Genomic DNA, 19504 nt, shown 5'->3' on the forward strand with positions numbered 1-19504 from the left:
GCCATAAAACAACGTTTTTGTACAGAGAGAAGGTTGATCCTTGGAAACTGCTGTGAATAATACGACTCTTTCCATTTTCTTTGATGAAAGTGGAAAAAAGAATAATGCAGTCCAACTAATGGGTGCGCTTTGCTTCCCAACGGATATTTATAAAAATGATTCATTAATTATGATGCACGAATTGAATAAAGAATATTCTTTTCATTGGACTGATTATTCTGGAGATGCCAAGATGCGAAATGGTATCATCAAGTTATTCCAAATGGCAGCTAAGATTTCACCGTACGCACAATTGAATATTCTTCATTATCATTATAGCCAAATCGAAGCAGACGCAATTCGGTTTGGGTCTAGACTAAAGGCGGAGATAATCGAGTACACTGTATATACTAAATTTCCTGAGCGGATCATGTACGGATTACTCAGAGAATACGATAAATCCTCTCAATTAAACGCAGCTCTGTATATTGAACATGCATATGAGTATGAACGGCTTGATCTGGCAAATTCTTTGAAGAAACAACTAAACGCTCATGCCCTATATAGAGGTGAACCGTACTTCGTTTCAGAATGCAGTTACAAGCGTAAAGGCGAAGAAATTGGTGTGGAGCTTACAGATCTATTACTCGGAATAATAAGAACAATAATGGAGAACAGTACATCCAACTCAAGATCAAAACGTGAACAACGGAATTTAATTTTTATATTGTACAAGTTGGGACTGTTGGAATGCTTCATTCAGAACATGTCTATTTATGAATGGACAGGCCAATCTATTCTCACGGAAAGAAACTTTAAAACCTATATCAACCTTTTTATCGCTAAACATTTTGATGAGTACAGAAGGATTGAAGTTTAAGTTATTGTGAGGTGCTGAGGATTGTTAAATCTTGCAGATTATGGGAACGTTGTTCAAGGAGCTAACTTATCCCGTGTACAGGCTGAACCGGGTTTCAGTTCGGTTAAGTTAATGCTTTATACAATGAAAGAAATGAATGAAAGCTTAGGAAATGAAAATCGAGGTAGTCGTGATAAACCTCAAGAGATTCTTGTTACGGAAAAGAAAGTTGGAAAATTGCCTATAACCGATAAAAACATGGTACTTATTAACTTAATATCACGTCGTGCGGCAACTGTAAGATTGGAATATCTGGGCAGACTGGTCCCTTCAAACTTTGCCGTTATTAATGTTAATGAAACATTGTATGCTCCTTATTTAGAGTGGTATTTAAATGAGTACCCTGAGAGCCAAAATTATTTAAGTGAAGCGACGCAAGGAACGACCGTGGCGGCGCTCTCGATTCAAAAACTTCGGGCAGTACCTGTCGTGGTACCTTCTCTGAAGGAACAGAAGATTATAGGTGATTTATATAGTAATTTATTGAATAAAAAAAGACTATTGATGCAACGTATCTACCTAGAAGAGAAAAGCATTAATCAACAATTGATCTCTTACTTGCAGGAGGGATCGAGATGATTTCTTCACAGCGATTAGAACTTTATAATCATTTATGGGCACGGCTTGAGTCTATGCGCGGATTTTTGGAGGAGTCGGCTATACGCGATTATTTTCTGGGAATTATATGTTATGGATACCTTTCTCATAAAATTGAAGATCGAGTTAGTAATTCACTGCTTTATGATAAATGCTCATTTGAGGAAGCATGGAAAAATGAAGAAATGCGTAATAGTATAAGGGAAGAGCTTGTTTCGACTTTAGGGTACGTAATTGAGCCTCAGTACTTATTTTCAACCATGGTTAGTCAGATTAAAAAAAGTTTATTTAATGTAGGATACTTTCAGTTAGGTATTGAATGCTTTAATCGCTCCATAAAAGGAGCTGACAGCGAGCACAGTCTGCGGTATCTATTCGCTAATATGGAATTGTCTGCTTCTCTATTAAGAAACCTTGTTAATTCTGAATCTAACTTCATGACTGATGTTATGGTAGCCATTTACGATCTCCTTTTCGCAAGCGATAATATTGATCCGGAATTCGTTGGGGAGGCATATGAATTTCTAATCTCGCGATTTGCGGAAAGCTCAGGCAAGAAGGGTGGGGAGTTCTATACGCCACCTGAAATTTCAGCACTCATTGCTAAAATAGTGACGGCAGATAAAGACGAACTTAGGAGTGTATACGATCCAACTTGTGGTTCTGCCTCGCTTCTTCTACAAATTGCAAAAGAGGCCAAGGTAGGACACTTTTACGGTCAGGAAAAAATGAGTACGATTTATAATATGGCTAGAATGAATATGTTGTTACACGAGGTTGCGTTTAATCGATTTGATATTCGTAACGATGATGCGTTAGAGCAACCTAAACATTTGGATATGCGTTTCGAAGCGGTGGTCGCTAACCCTCCCTATAGTGCAAAATGGAGCGCACATTTCCATTTTTTAGATGATGAACGTTTTAGGTCATATGGGGTACTTGCCCCACAATCGAAGGCTGATTTTGCATTTATTCAGCATATGATTCATCAATTGGATTACAAAGGTATTCTTGTCGCAATATTACCACTGGGAATACTGTTTAGAGGAGGACCAGAAGGGAAAATACGGAGTTTCTTCGTTGAAAAATATAATTATATTGATGCGATCATTGGATTGCCCCCTAACCTGATGTATGGTACATCTATTCCAGTATGTATCGTCGTTATGAAAAAAAGTCGTGAAACTGACGATAAGGTTATGTTTATCGACGCTTCTCATGAATATGCGAATGGAAGGAACCAGAACCAATTAAGGAACGTGGATGTTAATAAAATTGTCGATACCTATATTAACAAGAAACAAATTGAGCACTACTCCTACCTTGCTACTTTAGATGAGTTGAAAGATAACGACTATAATTTGAATATTTCGAGGTATATCGATAAGGATATAGAGAATGACATAATCGATATAACATCTGCCGAACGTCAGCTAAAGGGAATAGATCGAAAAATAGCAGAGATCGATGCTGTAATAAAATCTAAATTAAAAGAATTAGGCATCGTTTCTAAGAATCTTTAAATACGTTTATGTTGATTGTTACGTTGTACCCGCGTAGGGATGTCGCATTTTTAGATAAAATTATAGTAGACTCTTGATTTGACTGATCATAGCACTTCTTCAAATTATGGAAATTAAACTGCGATATTTCTATCATAAAAATGACCGCATTCTAAAGGTCATACCCCTGTTCAAATAGACAGATCTAAAAAGTCACTTTTAAGCAGCAACCGTTACTCGGTATTCAACCGGGGATCGGTTGCTTCATCTTTTCTTTACGTTAATTCATTGTCTGTCGAGCATTTCTCCACTTGTAATAACCAGAACGGGAAACTTGAGCTAAATATAATCATTGGAGTGGAAATCTTGCTCTCATTTCATCAATAATTCCGAGCCTTGCCTCTTTACTCGTCACTCCTTGTGTAGATTTGATTACTGCTTTTTTTAAATACTCAATCTCCGCTCGTAGGTATGCCATTTCTTCTCCTCCATATTCGAAAACTTAGTTTTAGGTCTTCCTCTTCTTTGAGTATTTTTTTGGATAGTTCCACCTGATCGAATACTTTGCTGCCCAGGTTTGTGCTTGATATTTGTTACTGATATCCAATCGTTTAACTACTTCTTGAATACTCATATGTCCCTCATTAACGAGCAGAGCTGCCTCCATTTCACTTCATAGGAGTATTGTCTGAGTGTTTGTTCTTTTTTATGTAAGTCTACTACTTATGGTAGTTCTCGTGTTCGTTAACCTAAGGGTAATTGTTTTATAATTTCTCTCAAATAAATCGGCAATAGATTTAATCTTAATTGAAGATTGGATGATTACTAGAAGTTGAAATTAATATTTGGTGATCTAATTGTCTGGTTCTAATATACTATATGCTGTATTAGGTAGTAATTCCCTTTTTGTTAGGTATAATAGTACACAGGAAGAGAGTGGGTTTCATAAAAAACGTATTAACAAAACATATAATAGAATTGGGGAGATCAAGTTGGCGAGAAGAAGTGGCTTTATGGCTACTATAGCAAGAGAAGCTGCAAGGCAGGCAAGAATAAGTGAGGCTGAGAGAAAACGATATGAACGTGAACAAATAAGAATCGCAAAAGTGCAGCAAAGACAACAGATTCAAGATGAAAAGGAAGCAAAATTACGTTATATAGAAAGTAGAATAGAGGAAACAGATGATTTAAATAGCGAACTTGCTGAGCGAATAGAAGACTTATACGGTATATTAGATCACACTTTGCAAGTGAATGATGTGGTTTCATTTTCCTCTCTGAAGATTATTGAGAATTTTAAAGATTTTAATGTACCTACTAATATTTCTATTCCGGCTACTAAACCTCAATTAGATGATTACATAAGAAAGATAAAGCAGCCAAACCTTTTTACAAAATTAATGCCTGGTTCAGAAAAGAAATATCAGAGAGACCTTAATGAAGCAAAACAACAATTCGAGAATGACTTTGTTCAGTACGAGGCAAAAGAAAATGAAAGATTAGTTACATTAGACAAGTTAAAGGCAGAATATGATCATGAAAAGTCTATGTTTGATTTAAAAGTTAGAGATAGAAATCTAGAAATTGATGAACTTGAGGAAAACTATCGTAATGGTGAAAGTGAAGCAGTTATCGTTTATAACACTATGGTGCTTGAACGTTCTGAATACCCAACAGGCTTCCCTCAAATTTTTCGACTAGCGTATATACCAGATTCCAAAGAGTTAGTAATTGATTACGAACTTCCCAATAAGGATATTGTGCCAACAGTAATGGAATATAAATATGTAAAAACAAAAGATGAAATAAGTGAGAAGACTAGAAAAATCCAAGAGGTTAAGAATATCTATTCAGATATTGTAGCCGGTGTAACACTTCGAACCATTCATGAGGTATTAGAAGCTGATCAGGGGAAAGTTATTGATGTTGTAGTTTTAAGTGGGTATGTACATTCGGTCGATCCTGCTACGGGTAAAGATGTTACACCATACCTCATTTCAATTCGGGTTACTAAAGAAAAATTTGATGAGCTTGATTTAAATCGCGTGGAGAAATCAGTATGTTTAAGAAATTTGGGAGCACAAGTGTCCCCTCGACCTGCTGAACTACAAGCTGTAAAACCAATTGTAGAGTTTGATATGGTAGACAAACGTTTTATTGAACATGAAGATATGCTTGGATCTTTGCAAGGTCTTCCTAATTTAATGGAGTTAAATCCATATGAGTTTGAGATGTTAGTTACAGATTTGTTCGCAAGAATGGGATTAGATGCTAAGTTAACTCGTTCATCAAAAGACGGTGGTGTTGATTGTGTTGCATTTGATACCAGGCCAATAGTGGGAGGTAAAGTCGTTATACAGGCAAAACGTTATAAAAACACTGTGGGTGTTTCAGCAGTAAGGGACTTATACGGGACAATGTTAAATGAAGGTGCAAACAAAGGTATTCTAGTCACAACAAAAGGTTATGGTCCTGATGCCTACGAATTTGCAAAAGATAAGCCAATCGAGTTAATTGATGGTGGAGGGTTACTTTATTTGTTGGAACAAAATGGTATTAAAGCACGAATTATTTTTGAATAATCTAACTGTTTCATACTCAGTGCATCTATTCTTCCTTAGGAATGACGTAATTCCATACACATCAAGTGAAAACTCGCTAATTTAGCGGGTTTTCACTATTTAGATTCACGGAATATGAATAAAGTTAGTATAGTATTTAAATCAGACTGTACTCATAGGTGTATCATGTAATCATTTTATCTTACATCGACTATACATACAAAAGAGGTTGTTATGGACCAAGAGAGATATATGATCATCGTAAAAGGTGCTGACAAGACAGAGGATGTATCCTCATATGAAATGGATCCTCCAATAGTAAGGATTAAATATAAAGATTCTACCAAGATTTATAGTTATTCACTTCATGATATACAGATACTGACGCCGACTGTTCAAGAAATAACTGAGGATATGGCTGTTTTTCACAATGAGTATCCTTTCTATAATGTAAAAAGGGTGCTGGATTTCGGTCTAAAGATTCGGGTGTGTTTCAGTAATGGGAGTATTCGTACATACGATAGGGAGCGTATTCAAGTTAGAAATAGTAGTATTCAAAACGCTGAAGGGCGTCAGATTCTGGACTATTGGCGTGCGATTTCAAAACTTGCGAAGAGTGAGGATGAAGACGAGAAAAAGGAAGATTTTTTGGCAAAGGAATTTGCAAAGTTAAACTATGTAGATCCGGAAAGTGCTTTGAGCCAATACCTTTTGAAAAAACCTATAAAGCGTGATATTCCGGTTACAAGCGAACTGATTTTTCCTTTCAGGTACAATTTGAGTCAAAGAACTGCACTTGAACAGGCTTTACAAAGCACCATTAGTATTATCGAGGGACCTCCAGGTACTGGTAAAACCCAGACGATCTTAAACATCCTTGCGAATCTGTCGGTTATACAGGGGAAGAAGGTAGCGGTTGTTTCCGGTAACAACGCTGCAGTTCTGAATGTACAAGAAAAGATGGAACGGCAAGGTTACCATTTTTTTGTAGCTAGTTTGGGCAAACAAGAGAATAAGAAAAAGTTTTTTGCCAATCTACCAAATGGGGATGTTTCGGAATGGTCAAGTGAAGTGTCAGAGGAAGAATTAAACGCCAAACTACAAGATCTGGATCAACGTATTCACCGCTTGATGGAACTGGATCGGGAGAAGGCACAACTTATGCAGAAGTTGTCAGCCTATTTACTTGAACAGGAGCATTTTGAGCATTATTATGCCAGGCAGGATGTCCAGTCTGTAGAGAAGTGGTCATTTTACCGGCAGACACCAAAGCGGATTTTGGAGTTTATGAAAGACAGCTTCCTGGCTGTAGAGATGAAAAGGAAATATAAGCTCCTATACCAATTCAAGTTGTTCTTCAGGCATGGTTTTACGGATTTCAAACGTTTGAAGGAGCAGGGATTGGATGTCATCCTGAATGTTCAGCGTAAATTTTACACGTTAAAAGTCGAAGAGTTATCAGATCGTATACAGGAGCTTGAGAAGGAATTAGAGTCCCAAGACTATCAAGCCTTAATGGGTCAGCACCAGCAGTTATCCGAAACGCTATTTCGGCACAGATTACATAAGAAATACCAAAACCGTCCGGCTGTGGACTGCAATGAGAAGACGTACACTCAGAGCAACAAGTTTAAAACGTTTATCGAGCACTATCCGATTGTACTTAGCACGACGCTTTCTTTGCGGAATTGTATACCTGAGAATTACTTATTTGACTATTGCATCATTGACGAATCCTCGCAGGTGGATCTGTTGACAGGAGCTCTGGCTTTGTCCTGCTGCAAGCAGGCTATTATCGTAGGTGATACCAAGCAATTGCCTCATATCGTTGGGAAGGAGGTTGAACAGAAGATCCAGAGCCAGGCGGTTCCTGGCATGGATGAAGCTTACGGTTATATCGAGCATAATTTGTTGTCGTCCATGTTGGCCTTATACGGGGACTCCGTTCCAAAAGTAATGTTACGAGAGCATTACCGCTGCCATCCCCAAATTATTGAATTCTGCAACACGAAATATTACGATGGCGAATTGATCGCTTTTACCGATCCGGGGATATCCGAATCACCTTTATTGATCTACAAGACGTCACCCGGTAATCATATGAGGGAATTGACCCATGCACAAAAAGGCAAGTTCAATGTCAGGGAACTTGAAGTCATTGAACAGGAGATTCTGTTGGGGTATCTCGAAACGGCAGCAGGTCATGAGGATATTGGCTTTGTGACGCCATACCGCAAGCAGGTGGAGAAAGCGACCCAGCTATTTACTGCCGATATAGAGAGTGACACAATACATAAATATCAAGGACGTGAGAAATCCGTCATGATCATGTCTACAGTGCTCGACCAAACGATGGCAGGAGGCATGGGAATGAAATTTGTTAATGATCCTTGTATGATCAATGTTGCTGTGTCCCGTTCACAGAAGAGGTTTATTCTTGTGACCGATCAGTCGGCATTTCGCAAGTATGGGAATGAAGTAGGGGATCTCATGCGATATATGGAATATAGCACGCTGGACAACAACGTCGTAGAGAGCGAGATTCATTCTGTATTTGACTTGTTGTACAAGGAATACTCTAATAGTCTCCAAGAATTTCGAGAGCGTGTTCGTTTCTTCAATAAATCAAGGCATCGGAGCGAGAATATTATGCACGCCCTGCTCGACCAGATGTTAAAGGAACCTATGTTTAAGGATTTTGAACTCGCGAATCAGATTTTTCTAATGAATTTGTTTACGGACCTGGAACGGTTAAATGAGGAAGAGCGTAGATTCGTGAAACAACGTTCTTCTGTTGATTTTGTAGTTTATCACAAACTGGACAGATCGCTTGCGCTGGCAATTGAAGTAGATGGATTCGCCTTTCATGAGAACAAGCCTGAGCAACTTAAGCGAGATAAGAAGAAAGGAGAGATTTTCAGAAAATATGGAATGAAATTAGAAAGATTCCGTACCAACGAGAGTGGGGAAGAACAGAGGGTTAGGGAACTGTTAAGATCTATGTTGTATAAGGTAGAATGATCGAGATAATAATTCGGATCCGTATATTCGGTTTATCTAAAACTATACTCCAGCTACCATACTGTTCCTGTTAACGGTTCTGGTAAGACTTACAAAATAGGATTCGACTCTCCTTCATACATAAAAAATCCACAACCCAATGAGGTTGTGGATTTTTTGCTTCCTATTGCTTTACAGCTCATTCAACTTAACTCCTAAAACCATTCAGCATATGGGAGATAATGATTTTGGTATCCGCCAATGCTTGTTCATAATTGGGCATTTGTGCAATCCAGAGTGCGGATTCATTCAAGGCTCCAGATAGACAATGCGTCAAGGCTTCGATCGACCCTTGTTTAAGGCAGCCTTGCTCATCCATAACTTGCAGTTGTCCCCGGAGTAGGCGCATGGAGTTATGTTCGTCCATACTCCGCCAAGTCTCCCATCCCAATACAGCGGGTCCATCCACGAGCATAATGCGCATGTTCTGAGGCTCAACTGCGGCATCTACGAAGGCAATGCATCCAAGGAGCAGCTGCTCCCATACATCTTCACTTTTTGCTGCTTCAGCCTCAATTCGTTTGGCAACATCCTTTTGAACTGACTCTAGTACAACATGAAAAAGACCTTTTTTATTCTTAAAATGATGATAGAGTGCCCCTCGCGTTAGCCCTGACTCCTTGGCAATATCCTCTAGAGCAGAATCCGCATACCCATGTTCGGTAAAATAACCTCTGGCAACCTCTATTAAACTGTTGATGGTTTCATTCGTTTCTTCTTTGTTTCTTCTCATAAACTGTCTATCTCCTCTAAGAGTGCTATAACCCATACTGTTCAACGAAACAGGCAACAGGTATTAGATGATATCCATTGTTGAACATTCCGTCTTCGGTTTCATTCTCCGTAATAGAAGTTTCGGAGACGAATTGCCAACTCTCCAGTAAAATAATGCTTTAATTGTATCGTAGTACTTATTCCATTTCACCATTGTTATTACTCAACCAAATCTGATCTGTATATTTAGCACTCTCTGTTTCAGATGGAGGGATTATTTGTATGATGTCAATTAATACACCATTAGGGTCGCTGGTTATGAAATGTCGCTGTCCAAATTCTTCATTACGAATATCGAGCTGCAGGGGCAGTTTTTCATCCATAATAAGTCTCTTATACTCTGAATCCACATCATCTACTTCAATATTTAGAATCAAACCTTGGACGCTCTTTTGGTAAACAGAGGGGATGGTAGGGTGTGATGCGTCCAAGAGAGCTAATTCATAAGGGACTTTACCATTAGTCAATTTAAGGCTCACGTACCAGTCGGCTTCATATACCTTTTCAAATTGAAAATAGGTTGAGTAAAATGCTGAACTCAAGGCAACCTTCTCCGTCAATATAACAGGGTAGAAACTTGTAGTAATCATTGGTAAACATCCCCTTTATCCTTAATATGGAAACACTATAACATACATTCAGTATGTATGTAAATGAGGTTTATTATACTGAACTTTCACAGAATGGAATCGGTAAACCATATTCCGTCCACACTCATGTATTCGAGTATCGTGTTTGACGGTAATAAGGAAATACGCACATAGATCTAAAAAACTTCGAATGTTCCAACGCCACTCCCATACGCTGCTTATCGTTGGACAATACTCTTTTTTGGCGTTTAGAAAGAGGTCTAATACTACATTCTGGAAGTGATCAATGCTACTGGTTAGATAGGCACTACATAGTTAGCGCGGCAGTGTGGAATCCTGTTGTGATATAATAGTTCAATAATTCGTAAAGGAGGTTCTTGTCATGGCAGTGAATCGCGAACAACTTCAAGGTATTCTCAAAAAAGCCAATCAGCGTGCTCGTGAGCAAGCCAAGCAATCCGGAGCTTCCCTTTATTATATTAAAGACAACAAACGAATCCGCGAAGATGCGGAAGGAAATAAATATGAAATCTATTTCGATGTCCATGGGGATCGGATGGAGCAAGCATATGATGAATAATAGTAAGCCAGTAATGACAGTGTTTGCTGGTACTAATGGAGCTGGGAAAAGTACACTTAGTTGGCAAATGAGAGAGTGGATTGGGGAGGTTGTTGATCCTGACCAAAACGCGATGCGACTGAACCCTGAAGATCCCCGTAGTGCGGATATGTCGGCGGGTAAGGAAGCGATCAAAAAAATCCAGACTCTCATTCAAAACAATGACCATTTTGCAGTAGAAACCACATTGTCCGGAACATTTTATTTGAGACATATGCGGCTCGCTAAACAAAAGGGTTATGAGATTACGATGTACTATATCGGTCTCCAGGATGTACAGATGCATATTGACCGCGTAGCTTCACGCGTAGAGCAAGGAGGTCATTGGATTTCCGAAAAAGATATCCGATGGCGCTATGGACAATCTTTGCAGAATTTACAGCCTGCTATTGAGATTGCAGATCAAGTTATATTAATAGATAATACATACGAACCCATAATTGTTGCAGATATTCAACAAAATCAATTAATTTATAAGATAGACCATGTGCCGGAATGGTACAAAAGTGTAAATGATCTATAAAATAGAGTAAGAGCAAGTACAGTATCACTAAACAACACACCTCAATACAAAAAAAGACCCAGCGAATAATGGGTCCGTTTTTTTACTCGGAAGATTCACAGGCCAACTCTGTCCATTCAACAAATCAAAAAGTAATCGTGGCTCTCCAAGATCCGCCGCCTTGCGTACATGTATAGGTTCCTGTAACGGTTCTGCCGTCTGCAGCAAGAGTGCCGGTGTAGGTACAGTTATTGCCATCGCTGCTGTTTCTTCGTAACACCTGCACGTTGTTGCCGGATATATTGATCGTCAGTACAGCTGTAATATCCTGCGCACCTTGCATCGTCCACCTTGCATCGAAAATATTGCTGTTTCCTCGGCGCGTCCATACTCCGCTCCAGCCGCCTTCTTGTTCGTACCAAACTCGTCCTAGACGGGATCTTTCACGCCTTATAATCGTGGCGGTCCAAGTACCTCCTCCTTGATTGCATCTAAACGTTCCAGCAACCCTGCGTCCATCTGAAGAGAGGGTGCCTGTGTAGTCGCAGTTGTTACCGTCGCTGCTGTTTCGACGCTGAACAAACACAAAATTACCGAAGATATAGATTGTCAAAACCGCTGTGATTGGTGTCTCATTCGTACCAGGCATCGTCCACCTTGCATCAAAGATGTTGCTGTTTCCCCTCCGGCGCCATACTCCGCTCCATGATCCCTCTTGCTCGTGCCATTCGACTCCCAGGTCCTGCTGCCCAAATGGGAAGTTGAAGGTGCCGGATGGAAGTAACTGACGGTACTCATTCGGGCTGTAGCCAGAAGGTAAACAATGATAAGGGTACATTAAGGATCTTCTCCTTTGTTTGATCTGATTTTTAATATGCTATGTTGGGGGAGTGCCCATTGTACCTATGGTCGCCTATTTTGGGCTTATTGCAGAGGATCATATTTTGCTGAAAGAGAGATGGTAAAGAGGACTTGCTGTTTGCTTGCCTTCAATCTTTGAAGGACCCTAAAATCCAGTAACCCTCACCTGAAATGTAGCGGATATCTTAATCGCCTGGTTCTTTTCTATAATACTCATAAAGGGATGTCTATATGGTCAATCGTCAGCTTGGAAGGGGGATATGCACATGGAATTGCGCCAGCTTGAATACTTTATTCAGATTTGCAAATCGGGGAGCTTCACCAAGGCCAAAGAAGAATTGGGAGTGACCCAGCCTACACTGAGTCAGCAAATTCGGGTATTGGAAGATGAGTATAACATTCCATTGTTCGATCGGGTAAACAGGGGGGTAGAAATAACGGAAGCAGGAAAGATCCTCTTGAATAAGGGCAACGCGATTATGGAGCTTCTGGAAGAGGCACGTAATGAAATACATGAAAGGCGACATAAATCGGTAGAAACCATCTCAATTGCTTGCTGTCCTGCTGAGCTGGAATACCTTGCTCCTTACTTTATGAGATTTCACCAGAACCACCCTCATATTCTATTGAGAATCGTCGATACCGAGGATGTGGAGAATAGAGTGCTGGACCAGCGCGTAGAGATTGGAATCACTGCACATACAATCGCGAATACTTCTGTCACCACGACTCATTTGTATAGACAGGAGCTGGCTATGCTGATCCACTCAGCGCATCCTTTGGCGGACAAATCCTCGATCCCTTTCCGAGCTGTGAAGCAAATCAACTCTATGATGTTCCTAGAACAAAACAAATCCTTAATTGATATGTGCTGCTTCTCTTATGGGTTCACACTTAACTCCATCATGCATACCTCCTCCACCTCCGTATTAATCCATTGGGTCCGGCATGGACTGGGAGCATCTCTAATCCCAACGTCGGTACTTGACAGCTTAAGGGACGATTCTCTGCGTATTGTAAAGTTAGAAGGCCGTGTTCCTAGCTGGGACATCTCCCTCGCATATCTAAAATCTGTAAAGATGAGGCCGTCTGTACACCTATTTATTCAAGAGATTCATTCCTATGTAAGAGAGAATGAGGTGAAGCTATCTTGTTCCGGCAATTAGAGTGCTTCATACAAATATGCATAGCAGGCAGCTTTACTAAGGCTGCAGAGGTTCTAATGATCTCTCAGCCGACCTTAAGTCAACAGATCCGCTTCCTGGAGGCAGAGGTAGGAACCCCCTTGTTTGAGAGATTTGGCAGAGGGATCAAGATTACAGCTGACGGAGAAATTCTGTACGTAAAAGCCCTTTCCGTGATGAGGCTCCTTGACGAAGCGAAGAAAGAAACCAATGAGCTGCGCCATGCTCAGGCTCGGGCCAATAAACTTTCGATCGGCATTTCGCCGATGGACTTTTTAAGTTTAGCGCCTCTTTTTTCGAAGTTTCATGAGCAGTATCCCGACATTTCAGTCAAATTTACTAGTGGAGAATATACGACTCAGCAACTATTGAATGACAGTATCGATATTGGGATCACCGACCATCCGGTTCCAAACAAAGAAATTCATACGATGCATCTACATACAGAAGAGCAGGCTTTGGCCGTTTATGCAGGTCATCCATGGGCTGATCGGACTTCTGTTTCTTTTCGAGAGTTAGGAGAGTTGGATACTCCGTTATTTGCCGGCGATCTAAATTTATACGAGCAGCTTCATGCATCCAATCCTAAGTCCTCTAGTTCTCTGCAGTCCATGTTCGAATCTACTTCTAATTCGATCCTTCTTACTATGGTCCTGCAGCAGATGGGAGTCGCGATCTTACCTGTCTCATCCATTGAGAGTCATACGGGTCAGCCCATCAAAATGATTCGTCTCATCGATCCCACGCCAGTTCGTGAAATTAAGCTCATGTATAAGAAGTATCAGTACAGCAATCCTTCTGTTCAGCAATGTATCGAATTTCTTCTAGAGCAATCCAAATGATAGGGCAGAAAGGGCGGTTACAATCTATTTGTGTAATGTAATAACTGCACTATATATCTAATAAATGCGAGCTGAAACGAAGGGGATTGCCTTTGTCATGCTCGCTTATTCGAGTTCACGAAGGACAGAGAATTATAAGGACGGTAATCCGGAATCGGTGAGCCTTTTTCCCCTGTCCTTTGCGTGAAATAACATTTATACTAGCAGTAAACTGAGCATAAAATTCCTATAAATGGCACTATACTTCACATTGAAAATACAATGATATGAGGTGATCTATGAATGGTTAAAAAGCGTATCTCAGCAATGAAGATGTTACTAGCTCTGATGATGTGCTGGACGTTAGCGGCTTGCTCCGGCAACACAGGCACCTCGAGTGAAGACACGGCTGAGGTTCCATCGAACTCAAGCCCCAAACCCATCGAGGCAGATTCTTCTCCAATGAAGTCTTCCCCGGATGAGCCAGCCTGGAAGCTGGACACGACACCTATTACATTTGACTGGTACATCAATTTTGATTGGTTCACCAGCAAGTGGGGAGGTAACGTAGTATCCGATTATATAACGAATAAGACAGGAGTCAGCCTGAACTTTATCGTGCCTGCCGGCGATGCCAGCGAGAAGCTGAACACGATGATGGCAGCGAGATCACTCCCTGACTTCATCACACTGGCCTGGTACGAGGATTCTGTGCAGAAATTGATTAATGGTGACATGGTTCTCCCGTTGAATGAACTGGCGGATCAGTATGATCCGTATTTTTTTAAAGTCGCAGACCCCGCGAAGCTTGGCTGGTACAGACAGTCTAATGGGAATGTCTACGCCTACCCGAATGCCTCTTCATCCCCCGCGGATTATCAAAAGTATGGACCGTTATTTACATCTAATCAGACCTTTGTTGTTCGCAAAGACATGTATGAAGCACTTGGAAAGCCAGATATGAGCACACCGGAAGGTTTCTTGAGCGCACTTAAGGCTGCGAAAGAGAAGTTTCCGGAGGTAGACGGTCAGCCGCTTATTCCAATTGGCCTGCATGAATTTACGGAGACCGGCAACTATTCGCTGGAAGAGTACCTTCAGAATTTCTTGGCTATTCCACAGCAGAAGGACGGTAAACTATACGATCGTAGAAGTGATCCTACCTATCTAAAATGGCTGAAGGTGTTCCGCCAAGCGCATGAGGATGGGCTGATCCCTACAGATGTTTATATTGATGAGAAACGGCTGGAAAAGGATGAGAAAATAGCGCAAGGCCGCTACTTCGCCATGCTCTATCAGTGGTCTGATTTTTCAGAGATTAATCAAGCCTTATATAAGAAGGACCCGAATAAAGTATATATCGCAATTGATGGTCCGGCGAATGAAGCACATGATCCCCCAACGCTTGCAGGAAATGGTGTCTCTGGCTGGACGGTGACGCTCATCTCGAAGAACGTCAAAGATAAAGAGCGGGCGATTGCCTTCCTCAGTTATTTGCTCAGCGAGGAGGGGAACCGGGATCTGTTCCTCGGAGAGAAGGGCGTTACTTACGATCGAATAGACGGTAAGGATCAGTTTCTGCCCGAGGTCATGCAGCTGCTTAACACCGACCGTCAAGCGTTCGACAGCAAATATGGCGGTTCTTATATGTACTGGATGCTAATGGACACAAACAAGAATTTGGAATGGATGACAGGAATGGATGCTGAACCTGCTAAACAGATCTCGGATTGGACGAGGGGCAAGACGGTCAGCATGTCCGAATTTGAGAATCTGGATCCAGATCCAACGACGAAGGAAGGGATTGCGGAAGGCAAGAATACGCGGCTCTGGGCCGAGACACTGCCGAAGCTGCTAATGGCGAAGTCAGAAGCTGAATTCGATCAGCTATTCGCTGAATATATGAACACCATTACCGAGGCACCCGAGTATGAAGCGATCATCGCTAGCCGCCAAGCAGCTTATGAACGAAATGTAGAGAAGCTGAGATCGACACATAATCCATAGTTCTTAGAGGGAGCAAGCTGTGAAACAGGAGATGGAATTTGCGGTCATCCGCAGGTTATTGGGGATACGAACCTTTTCATTTAAATTTTCGCTTCAAGTCAAACTGATTCTGTCATTTGTCATCGTCATCTTCATACCGGTAATTCTATTCTCTTGGTACACACTGAATGAAGAGTCTGCCAGTGCATTGGAAGAGTTGGCGGAGAACAGCAAGAATGTGCTGGAGGTTGAGAAGATAAATATTGAGAATAACATAGAGCTGATGGGATGGACCGGTCAGCTAGCCTTATCCAATCGAGAAATGAACAACTATCTGCAAATTGAACAGTTCCAGGATGCAGCGCAAGTTTTTCGTATCAAAAACGATGTGGTCAACAGCTTTCAATATTATCTGTTCAACAATCCACGGATTGCCAATGTCCGGTTGTTTACGGACAATGTGTATGTGAATGAGATTTGGCCCGTTATCCTGCAGGAATCACGTATCCAGGCCAAGCCTTGGTATGAAGAGGTAATGAAGAGCAGCGGACTGCCTTGGTGGGAGATACAGGAGAATGTGGCGATCACGAATGAGCCAACCGAACCTTCACCGAATGAACCGTTCATGACCTATCTGCAGGAATTCAAATATCCGGACAATGCAACACATAACGGAATTCTGGAGATCTCGATGAAGCTGTCGAACTTCTTCTCTCAAACGTTTGACAGTGTGCAGGATAAGAACTCTCAGTTAATCGTAGTGGCAAGGAGCGGAGATGTGTTCAGCTTGAAGGAGGCACCTGTATTCGCTCAGCATAGCGCAGAGGAATTGATGAGCCATGTGAAGCTGACGCGTAATGCAGCTGTCGAGGAGTTACAGTTCAAGGTTCAAGGGCAGTCCTACGTTGCATTTCAGAGCTATATCCCATCGATTGACTTACATCTGGTCAATATGGTGAGTCTTGCGGACACACTCGAAGGTATTAACCAGTCGAGAGTTCGGTATATTGTCCTTATATCACTACTTGTAGCCTTTCTCGTTCTGCTGTCTTATTCGATGCAGTCAATCATTTTGCGCAGGCTTAAGGTATTAAGGGAATCTATGCAGCAGGTGCGAAGCGGCAACTTCAAGGTCGAGCTGCCGCCGATTTCGGGTACGGATGAGGTAGGTGAACTGGGCTTTCATTATCGAGAGCTCATTCTGAAGATTAACGAGCTTATTCAAGAGCAGGCAGCCAGACAGGCAGCGGGTAAGGAAGCCGAGCTGCGGGCATTGAAGAACCAGATTGACTCTCATTTTCTCTACAATACGCTGGAGAACGTCAAGATGCTGGCTGAGCTTGAAGGGCAGGACCTTATATCGGATATCATGACCTCCCTGGGAGGCATGATGCGATATTCGATGGAATGGAAGCAGGATTATGTGATGCTCACCGATGAGATTCAGCATGTTCAGCATTATGTATCGGTTATGAACATTCGTTATGATGGGAGACTTGATCTCCGTTTGATGATTGCACCCGAATGTCTCAAGCAGGAATCGCTCAAGATGTCACTACAGCCCGCAGTCGAGAATGCAATCAAGCATGGGATGAGCCGGATGCATTCGAGCGACGGAAACCTCGTCATTACGATCTCTGCTGTTCGGCAGGATCAGACATGTATTATAGAGGTCACGGATAGCGGCTGCGGCATACCGACGGAAAGGCTTGAATTATTGAACCGAATGTTAAGGATGGAGGAGTCTGCTTACTTGGATGCCCGGAAGCTGTTTGTTCGCAGGGATCAGGACAGCAATGGAATCGGACTCCGCAATGTAGACCAACGCTTAGTGATGAGCTACGGGGCCGAATATGGTATCCAGATCGAGAGTCAGGAAGGAAGCTATACACGCGTCATGATGACTTTGCCTTATCGAGTCATGGGGGAAGGAGTGGACTTATATGATCAGCCTGCTGATCGTCGATGACGAGAAGATCATTCGGAGAGGCTTGCAGTCGGTAATTGAGAGAAAGTTTCCTAAGTTGTTCAGCTTCCGATTTGCCGAGAACGGGCAAGAGGCGCTGGAGCTGCTTGACCAGGAATCTGCAGATATTATGCTCACAGATATTCGTATGCCCATTATGGATGGGATTGAGCTGATGGAACAGCTGCAAGACCACCCGGTTATCCCAGAGGTTGTACTGCTGTCCGGCTATAATGATTTTGCTTATGCTCAGAAAGGAATCCGCTGTGGTGTGAAGGATTATCTTGTCAAGCCTGTAGTTCGGGAGGAGCTGTTTGCCGTCCTGACGCGGTTAATACGGGACATAAGGATCAAAGGAGAACGAGCAGACAGGGCAGATGAAGATGCCAGCCTGTATGCTGCCGAGCTGGTTACTTTACATGTGAATCAGGTAGATGTGGGTAATGCCATAACACCGAACAAGCTGAAGCAGGCTGGCCTAAGCTGGTTAGCTGGAGGATATACGCTGGGCTTGCTTACGCGACGCAGTGGGGAAGGACCTGGCAGTGCGGATACAGCTTACCTCCGGAATCAAATCGCTGAACGATTACAAGAGCATATGGATTGGACACTCACTCGTGATGGAAAAGGTGGTATGATGATGATCGCCCGCGATCCGGTGATGTTCTACCAATTGGCAGAGAAGTGGAAACTAAGTAGAGATGAGCCGGGGCTGCGGATTGCAATTAGCGGTTCTGTTCAGGGAATAGAGCAGGTACGGCTGGCCTACAGTCAAGCGAAGCAAACGTTGAAATACGGTATTCTGCTTCCTGAGCTTGATGTGCTGGACTACACCAGCTTAAGCAAACGCACTGAGGAGCGGCATGTCGTTCCTGTTGATCTGATTCAGCGATTATCGAATCTCATTGGTATGGGGCGCAGAGATGAGATCAAGCTTCTTCTTGATCAAATCCTTGATGTCCGCATTATTAGCAGCTGCGAGATCGGCTATCTGGAGCGAATTAGCCAGCTGTTGAACGAGGAATTGTTTGATAAGCTGTTCCGCATTTACGGAGATAAGGTGCTTGAATTATTGAGGACGTATGCTCCTGTAGGTCACATTGGAAACTTCGATCGATTCGAAGATTATTACATAGCTGTCGAGCAGCTTCTCCATCGTCTGGATCTGTTTATTCAGAACCGCAAAGAGCAGGTGCCGACGGAACAGAATACGATGCAAAAAGTTCTCGACTACTTGCAGACGCATTATGCTGACGATTTGAACATGGCGGTCGTCTCCAATCATTTCTCGCTCAATTACTCGTATTTCAGCCATGCCTTCCAGGAGTATAGTGGGGAGAGCTTCTCGAACTATGTCCGCCGGCTAAGGCTGGATAAGGCCAAGGAGCTGCTGGTTCACTCTGATCTGAAGGTGTATGAGATCAGTGCGCAGGTTGGATTCGAGAATGTGAAGCATTTTACGAGAATATTCAAAGACACCGAAGGCATCACAGCATTGGAATTCCGAGGCCAGCGAAGGCGGTTTGAAACGGAAGTATAACCGGTGTCAGTGTAGGAACGTACTTATAACAACAAGAAACATA

16 protein-coding genes are annotated in these 19504 nt (G+C 42.1%); 12 read left to right on the forward strand and 4 right to left on the reverse strand.

The features are described from left to right. The first annotated feature begins 40 nt into the window (after window positions 1-40). The 3 genes from TCA2_RS22880 to TCA2_RS22890 are packed head-to-tail and all read left to right on the forward strand — an operon-like array spanning window position 41 to window position 3018. Window positions 41-859 (forward strand): DUF3800 domain-containing protein, encoded by an 819-nt coding sequence (locus tag TCA2_RS22880; RefSeq protein ID WP_047913915.1) that lies wholly within the window; start codon window positions 41-43, stop codon window positions 857-859. A 21-nt stretch (window positions 860-880) separates the two neighbouring features. Continuing rightward, window positions 881-1477: a restriction endonuclease subunit S gene (locus TCA2_RS22885; protein ID WP_047913916.1), complete on the forward strand. Its 597-nt coding sequence runs from the start codon at window positions 881-883 to the stop codon at window positions 1475-1477. Then, window positions 1474-3018 carry a type I restriction-modification system subunit M gene (locus TCA2_RS22890; RefSeq protein WP_047913917.1) on the forward strand — a complete coding sequence of 515 codons (1545 nt, stop codon included), beginning with the start codon at window positions 1474-1476 and terminating at the stop codon, window positions 3016-3018. The genes TCA2_RS22885 and TCA2_RS22890 overlap by 4 nt, the downstream gene beginning before the upstream one ends. A gap of 328 nt (window positions 3019-3346) precedes the next feature. On the opposite strand, the gene TCA2_RS27915 is transcribed toward TCA2_RS22890, so the two are convergent. Beyond that, window positions 3347-3475 (reverse strand): hypothetical protein, encoded by a 129-nt coding sequence (locus tag TCA2_RS27915; RefSeq protein ID WP_274337888.1) that lies wholly within the window; start codon window positions 3473-3475, stop codon window positions 3347-3349. 514 nt (window positions 3476-3989) lie between these two features. Here TCA2_RS27915 and TCA2_RS22895 point away from each other — a divergent pair. Both TCA2_RS22895 and TCA2_RS22900 read left to right on the forward strand, forming a co-directional pair. Beyond that, window positions 3990-5579, forward strand: coding sequence for a restriction endonuclease (locus tag TCA2_RS22895; protein WP_052512279.1), 1590 nt, complete (start codon window positions 3990-3992; stop codon window positions 5577-5579). A 213-nt stretch (window positions 5580-5792) separates the two neighbouring features. Further along, on the forward strand, window positions 5793-8579 hold the full coding sequence (locus TCA2_RS22900; RefSeq protein WP_047913919.1) for an AAA domain-containing protein: 2787 nt from the start codon (window positions 5793-5795) through the stop codon (window positions 8577-8579). 187 nt (window positions 8580-8766) lie between these two features. Here the strand turns inward: TCA2_RS22900 and TCA2_RS22905 are convergent, their stop codons facing one another. Beyond that, window positions 8767-9351: a TetR/AcrR family transcriptional regulator gene (locus tag TCA2_RS22905; protein WP_047913920.1), complete on the reverse strand. Its 585-nt coding sequence runs from the start codon at window positions 9349-9351 to the stop codon at window positions 8767-8769. Window positions 9352-9529: 178 nt separating this feature from the next. Then, a complete protein-coding gene (locus tag TCA2_RS22910; RefSeq protein ID WP_047913921.1) occupies window positions 9530-9982 on the reverse strand; it encodes a glyoxalase in 453 nt (150 codons plus the stop codon). A gap of 382 nt (window positions 9983-10364) precedes the next feature. On the opposite strand from TCA2_RS22910, the gene TCA2_RS22915 reads away from it, so the two are divergent. Together TCA2_RS22915 and TCA2_RS22920 are read left to right on the forward strand one after the other, a co-directional pair. After that, on the forward strand, window positions 10365-10562 hold the full coding sequence (locus TCA2_RS22915) for a hypothetical protein (protein ID WP_047913922.1): 198 nt from the start codon (window positions 10365-10367) through the stop codon (window positions 10560-10562). Next, window positions 10552-11124 carry a zeta toxin family protein gene (locus tag TCA2_RS22920; RefSeq protein WP_238546492.1) on the forward strand — a complete coding sequence of 191 codons (573 nt, stop codon included), beginning with the start codon at window positions 10552-10554 and terminating at the stop codon, window positions 11122-11124. Before TCA2_RS22915 ends, TCA2_RS22920 begins: the two co-directional genes overlap by 11 nt. Before the next feature lie 124 nt (window positions 11125-11248). Here the strand turns inward: TCA2_RS22920 and TCA2_RS22925 are convergent, their stop codons facing one another. Then, window positions 11249-11941: a hypothetical protein gene (locus TCA2_RS22925; RefSeq protein WP_202964141.1), complete on the reverse strand. Its 693-nt coding sequence runs from the start codon at window positions 11939-11941 to the stop codon at window positions 11249-11251. Between the two features lie 289 nt (window positions 11942-12230). On the opposite strand from TCA2_RS22925, the gene TCA2_RS22930 reads away from it, so the two are divergent. The 5 genes from TCA2_RS22930 (at window position 12231) to TCA2_RS22950 (ending at window position 19461) form a co-directional block, all read left to right on the forward strand. Then, window positions 12231-13130, forward strand: coding sequence for a LysR family transcriptional regulator (locus tag TCA2_RS22930; RefSeq protein WP_047913924.1), 900 nt, complete (start codon window positions 12231-12233; stop codon window positions 13128-13130). Continuing rightward, window positions 13115-13990: a LysR family transcriptional regulator gene (locus TCA2_RS22935; protein ID WP_047913925.1), complete on the forward strand. Its 876-nt coding sequence runs from the start codon at window positions 13115-13117 to the stop codon at window positions 13988-13990. Before TCA2_RS22930 ends, TCA2_RS22935 begins: the two co-directional genes overlap by 16 nt. A 327-nt stretch (window positions 13991-14317) precedes the next feature. Continuing rightward, window positions 14318-15976 (forward strand): extracellular solute-binding protein, encoded by a 1659-nt coding sequence (locus tag TCA2_RS22940; protein ID WP_047913966.1) that lies wholly within the window; start codon window positions 14318-14320, stop codon window positions 15974-15976. 19 nt (window positions 15977-15995) lie between these two features. Beyond that, complete coding sequence (locus tag TCA2_RS22945) at window positions 15996-17924, forward strand: histidine kinase (RefSeq protein WP_238546493.1); 1929 nt, start codon at window positions 15996-15998, stop codon at window positions 17922-17924. After that, window positions 17899-19461, forward strand: coding sequence for a response regulator (locus tag TCA2_RS22950; RefSeq protein ID WP_047913926.1), 1563 nt, complete (start codon window positions 17899-17901; stop codon window positions 19459-19461). The genes TCA2_RS22945 and TCA2_RS22950 overlap by 26 nt, the downstream gene beginning before the upstream one ends. Window positions 19462-19504: the final 43 nt, after the last annotated feature.

The sequence above is a fragment of the Paenibacillus sp. TCA20 genome (genome assembly GCF_000732325.1).
Classification (GTDB): domain Bacteria; phylum Bacillota; class Bacilli; order Paenibacillales; family Paenibacillaceae; genus Paenibacillus; species Paenibacillus urinalis.